This window comes from Streptomyces phyllanthi (assembly GCF_009377205.1).
Classification (GTDB): Bacteria; Actinomycetota; Actinomycetes; order Streptomycetales; family Streptomycetaceae; genus Streptomyces; species Streptomyces phyllanthi.
The window spans coordinates 1-5,089 of the sequence record NZ_VJZE01000567.1 but is presented as its reverse complement, the minus strand read 5'-3'; the positions used below and the strand labels follow the sequence as shown (position 1 = coordinate 5,089).

The 5,089-nt window shown below is 71.1% G+C and carries 5 protein-coding genes; 2 read left to right on the top strand and 3 right to left on the bottom strand.

Translation table 11 applies throughout. The features are described 5' to 3' along the window. Positions 1 to 166: 166 nt before the first annotated feature. Positions 167 to 1,060, bottom strand: coding sequence for an ATP-grasp domain-containing protein (locus FNH04_RS40985; protein WP_152791266.1), 894 nt, complete (start codon positions 1,058 to 1,060; stop codon positions 167 to 169). A 60-nt stretch (positions 1,061 to 1,120) separates the two neighbouring features. Further along, on the bottom strand, positions 1,121 to 1,906 hold the full coding sequence (locus FNH04_RS40980; RefSeq protein ID WP_228031917.1) for a DUF3152 domain-containing protein: 786 nt from the start codon (positions 1,904 to 1,906) through the stop codon (positions 1,121 to 1,123). Between the two features lie 405 nt (positions 1,907 to 2,311). Between FNH04_RS40980 and FNH04_RS40970 the strand changes: the two genes are divergently transcribed. Next, positions 2,312 to 3,409, top strand: a complete 1,098-nt coding sequence (locus tag FNH04_RS40970) for a MerR family transcriptional regulator (protein WP_322725341.1) — start codon at positions 2,312 to 2,314, stop codon at positions 3,407 to 3,409. Positions 3,410 to 3,487: 78 nt separating this feature from the next. Here the strand turns inward: FNH04_RS40970 and FNH04_RS40965 are convergent, their stop codons facing one another. Next, positions 3,488 to 4,195 carry a FadR/GntR family transcriptional regulator gene (locus FNH04_RS40965; protein ID WP_322725340.1) on the bottom strand — a complete coding sequence of 236 codons (708 nt, stop codon included), beginning with the start codon at positions 4,193 to 4,195 and terminating at the stop codon, positions 3,488 to 3,490. A gap of 190 nt (positions 4,196 to 4,385) precedes the next feature. Between FNH04_RS40965 and FNH04_RS40960 the strand changes: the two genes are divergently transcribed. Beyond that, positions 4,386 to 5,089 (top strand): SLC13 family permease (locus FNH04_RS40960; protein ID WP_265581644.1); only part of this gene is annotated, 704 nt, incomplete at its 3' end.

Sequence of the window (5,089 nt, the reverse complement as noted above, 5' to 3'; positions counted from 1 at the left end):
CCTTGGAGGGCACCGCCCCCACCCGCTTCGGCCTCGCTCTCACCGCTCCGGACGCACGGGGCGTACGGCGGGAGTGCGTGGCCGAGTTCACGTGGGGATTGCTGCAGCGGGTGGCGGTCAGCCGCTGAAGCCGGCAGATGACCCCGGACTACCGACCGGCGGCGGACTACCGACCGGCGGCAGCCAGGATCGCTTCGACAACCCCGGGCACCGACCCCGGATGAAGGTCGAGGAAGAGGTTCGGCTCGACCAGCTCCAGCTCCATGACCCGGGGCTCGCCGTCGTCCCCCAGGACCAGGTCGACCCGGGCGTACAGCAACTCGGAACTCCCGGGAACGGCAGTCAACGCCTGCTCGGCGACAGAGAGTTCGGCTGACGACGGAGTCCACGGCTCAAGCCCGGGGTGCGCCACCTTGTCCGCGTCATACGCCGTACCGGGCGCCAGCACCGCCCCCTTACGACTGGCATGCGCCAACCGCCCGCCGAAGAACTGCAACGCCCGCTCCCCGGTGACGTCTATGCCGCGCATGTACGGCTGCACCATCGCCGTGAACCCTTCGGCATGCATCCGCGCGAGCTGCCGCACGGCCGTCTCCCGCTCCGCGGGCGTGTACCGCGCGGCATACCGCGCCCCCGCCCCCGACGTCGGTTTCACCACGTACTCCCGGTCGTCCGGAAGGACAAGCGCGTCACCGGGTGCGAGATACCGGGTCGGCACGACGGGCACCCCGGCCTCGGCCAGCTCCCCGAGGTACCGCTTGTCGGTGTTCCACAGCACCACGTCCGCCGGATTCGCGAGCCGGGTGGCCTTCCCGCACCGGGCCACCCAGGCCGCGAACTCCTCCGCCCGCCAGCTGTAGTCCCAGGTGGAGCGGATGACGGCGAGGTCGTAACCGGACCAGTCGGCCTCCGGGTCGTCCCAGTGGACAGCGGTCGCCTCGGCCCCGGCCTCGTTCAGTTCCCGTACCAGCACCGGCAGATCGCGGTCCTTGCTCACCTCGGCGCCGGGGTCGTAGGTGACGAGCGCGATGCGTGGGCGCGGGGTGGTGGTGCGGGCCAAGGGGACTCCATCCTCGTACGTCTGTGTCTGAGCTCTCCGGCGCAGGCTAACAACCACCGATCAGGGCACCGACGGCCCCGTGATGAGCCGCCCCTTCTCGTCGTACGGCCAGACGTTGGGCACGCAGCCGTTCATGCCCTTGATCTGCTGCATCATCGCCGGAGCCGGCCTGCCCTTCCCGGGACAGCCGACATGGCCGTGCCCGAGGAAGTGGCCGACCTCGTGGTTGATGATCAGCGCGCGGTAGGCCGTGACGTCCTCGGCATAGACGGGTGTGGCCAGTTCCCAGCGCTTGAGGTTGACCATGACGTTCTTGCTGACGTTGCAGTTGACCTCGCCGCGGGTGTTCAGCCCGTACTGCCCGCAGACGGCGTCCACGGTGCCGGGGGTCGCGACCTTCACGACGAAGTCGGTGGCGCCACCGGAGACCCGCTGGAACGCCGACTTGCCGTCGGCCGTCCAGCCGCGCGGGTCGGCCAGGATGCGCTCCACCTGCTCGGCGACATCCTTGGCGGACAGCTCCAGGCCGTCCTCGACCTCGACCCGGTAGCGCAGGGTCTTGCCGCTCCCCACCTTGCCGCTTCCACCGGAGGCGATGGTGAACGTCCCCGGCCCTGACTCGGGGATGGAAATCCGTGACGAACTGGACGACGCGCGGGGTGACTTGCTCGGGGACTTGCCGGGCGAGGCGGAGGGGCTGCGCGTGGCCGAGGGGCTGGACGTGGGGGCCGGGGCCCGTACGGTGGGCTGGGCCCGGGTCGTCGAGCTGGCCTCGGACGGCAACTCTCCCGTGTCGCGCTGCGCCCACCCCACGGCCGCGAGCCCCGCGGCACCGAGAGCGGCCAGCGCCGCCAGCCCTGCCCATATCGGCTTTTTCCCTAAGCGCCGTCGGCCGCGCCGACGGCTCCCGCTACGACTGCGACTGCGACTGCGGCCGCTGCGGCCACGGGCGTTGGAGGTCGATGCTTTACGCGCGGTCATGTTCCTTCAGAGTGTGATCACGGTGTGATCGGATGTCGCCCACCCGATCACGAAACGATAACGGATGATCGGCGGAGCCCCTGCACGAGGCCCCGGACCGTGCGCGGTTGACCTTCACCCTCGGTGAAGCCCCAGCATCGAAAGCACAACGAGGAACGGCCAGAACAGCCAGAACAGCCAGAACAGCCACAGCAGCAGGAGCAGCCGGAGCAGCCGGAGCAGCCGGAGCAGCCAGGGCGGCTGGAACCCGCCAGGAACCCAGGAGGAACCGTGGGCATGCTGACGATCGGAGCCTTCGCCAAGGCGAGCAGGCTGTCACCGAAGGCGCTCCGCCTGTACGACGAGCTGGACTTGCTGCGGCCCGCCCGGGTGGACCCGGAGACCGGTTACCGGTACTACGCGGCCGAACAGCTGGAGCGGGCGCGCCTGGTGGCGTGGCTGCGGCGGCTGGGGATGCCGCTGGCCCGGATCCGGAAGGTGTGCGCGCTGGACGGGCCGACGGCGGCCCGGGAGATCCGGGCGTACTGGGCGCAGGTCGAGGCCGAGACGACGACGCGCCGGGACCTGGCTGCCTTCCTGGTGGACCACCTGTCACACACGTCCACGTCCACATCCCAGGAGGACACCGCCATGCTGGAGCTCCGCTATGCCTCGCTCTCGGACACCGGCCTGGTCCGCCCCGCGAACCAGGACACGGCGTACGCGGGTACCCGCCTCCTGGCCGTCGCCGACGGCTTCGGCACCGGCGGGGCGCTTGCCGGCTCGGCCGCCGTGGAGGCCCTGAGGTTCCTGGACAGCGAGACGCTCCCCGCGGGCAGCGTGCTGAACCTGCTGGAGGACGCCGTGCAGGGCGCGACCCAGGCGGTACGGGATGTCGCGGCGACCGACGAGGAGGTGGGAACGACCCTCACGGCGATGCTCTGGACCGGCTCGCAGCTGGCCCTGGTGCACATCGGCGACTCACGCGCGTATGTACTCCGCGACGGCGCCCTCTTCCGGATCACCCATGACCACACCGTCGTCCAGTCGATGATCGACGAGGGCCGGCTCACCCCCGAGGAGGCCGCGACCCACCCCCAACGGGCCCTGCTCCTCAAGGCCCTGACCGGCGCCGAGTCCGTCCCGCCCCCGGATCTCCGCCTCCAGGACGCCCACGCCGGCGACCGGTTCCTGCTCTGCTCCGACGGGCTGTCCTCGGTCCTGACGGAAGAGGACATCAGGCGGACCCTGTCGTCGGTCCCCACGCCCGAGGAGGCCGTACGCGCGCTTGTCGCCGCGGCGAACGAGGCGGGCGGGCCGGACAACGTCAGCTGTGTGGTGGCGGATGTGGTGGAAGCAGCGTGTGCGGCGGCGCAGCCCCTGTCATGAACCGTACGGCCCACGCGTTGTCATGAACCGAATGACGCCCCGATCCCGATCAGGTCCCCGGCGGCAGGCTCGTCGCTGTCAGCGCTCCCCCTCCGGGTCCCAGTCCAGGAGCCGTACCTTCGCGACCGTGCGGACATGGCGGCGCATCGCCGTGGCCGCGCGGCCGGGGTGTTGGTCGGCGATCGCGTCGAGGATGGCCTGGTGCTGGGCCAGGGAGCGGGTGGGGCGGCCGGGCTGGCGGAGGGACTCGGTGCGGCTCTCGGCGATCTGGTCGGCGATGGAGCGCATGAACTCCGCGAGGATGCTGCTGTGCGCGGCCGCGGTCACGGCCGCGTGGAACAGGCGGTCGCCCTCCACACCGTGTCCGTCCTCCTCGATCTCCCTGGCCATGTGGGCGAGCGCCGACCTCATCGCCGCCAGGTCCTCCTCCGTACGGCGCTCGGCGGCCAGTTCGGCGAGCTTCGTCTCCAGGGCCTCCCGGGCCTCCAGGACATCGGGTAGGCGCCGACGGCGCTCGACCATCCGCTCGACGGGCTCGGCATCGAGGCTGTCGCGGACCAGGTACGTGCCCCCGCCGTGCCGTGCCTCCACCAGGCCCTGCACCTCAAGGACCACGATCGCCTGCTTCACGGAGGCGCGGCTGACGCCCAGGCGCTGGGCCAGGTCGCGCTCGGGCGGCAGCCGGTCGCCTGCGCGCAGGCCGCCCTCCGTGACGTACTGGCGCAGCCGGTCGAGCACCTGCTCGTAGAGGCGCTGCTTCGTCATGGGGCGCAGGGCGTCGGTCACGGTGGTCCCCCTCTCGTCGGGAGGGTAACACCGGGCCGCAGTGGTCGAGTGGCTGAACCAATTCAGGCAGGACCCCTTGACGTGGCTCCCCTTGGGGCCCACGCTGACCAGCCAGCAGCACCCACAGGGAACAAGTGGCTCAGCCACTCAACCACTCAGCCACCCCCGGGGCCCAAAGACGGGAGCCCGTATGTCCCCCGAACTCATCTCGATCCTCGTCCTCGTCGTGGTGTTCGTCATCGCCACCACCCGCTCCGTCAACATGGGCGCCCTCGCCTTCGCCGCCGCCTTCGCAGTGGGCGAACTCGTCGCCGGCCTCGACGCGGACGGCATCTTCGCCGGCTTCCCCGGCGACCTCTTCGTCGTCCTTGTCGGCATCACGTACCTGTTCGCCATCGCCCGCGCCAACGGCACCACCGACTGGCTGGTGCACGCCGCGATACGGCTGGTCCGCGGCCGGGTGGCGCTGATCCCCTGGGTGATGTTCGCCCTCACGGGCGCGCTTACGGCGATCGGCGCGGTCAGTCCGGCCGCGGTCGCCATCGTCGCCCCGCTCGCCCTGAGCTTCGCCGTCCGCTACGGGATCAGCCCGCTGCTCATGGGCACGATGGTGGTGCACGGCGCCCAGGCCGGCGGCTTCTCGCCGATCAGCATCTACGGCACGATCGTCAACGGCATCGTCGAGCGCGAGAAGCTCCCGGGCAGCGAGGTCACGCTCTTCCTGGCCTCGCTCACCGTCAACCTCGTCATCGCCGGCATCGTCTTCGTCCTGTTCGGCGGGCTCAAGCTGTGGGCTCGGGGGTCGGTGGCGGTGGACGGCGACGGTGACGGGGACGGGGAGGCCACCGGTGAGCCCGGGGCCACAGACGGAGGCGGCTACGCCGAGTCCCGCCC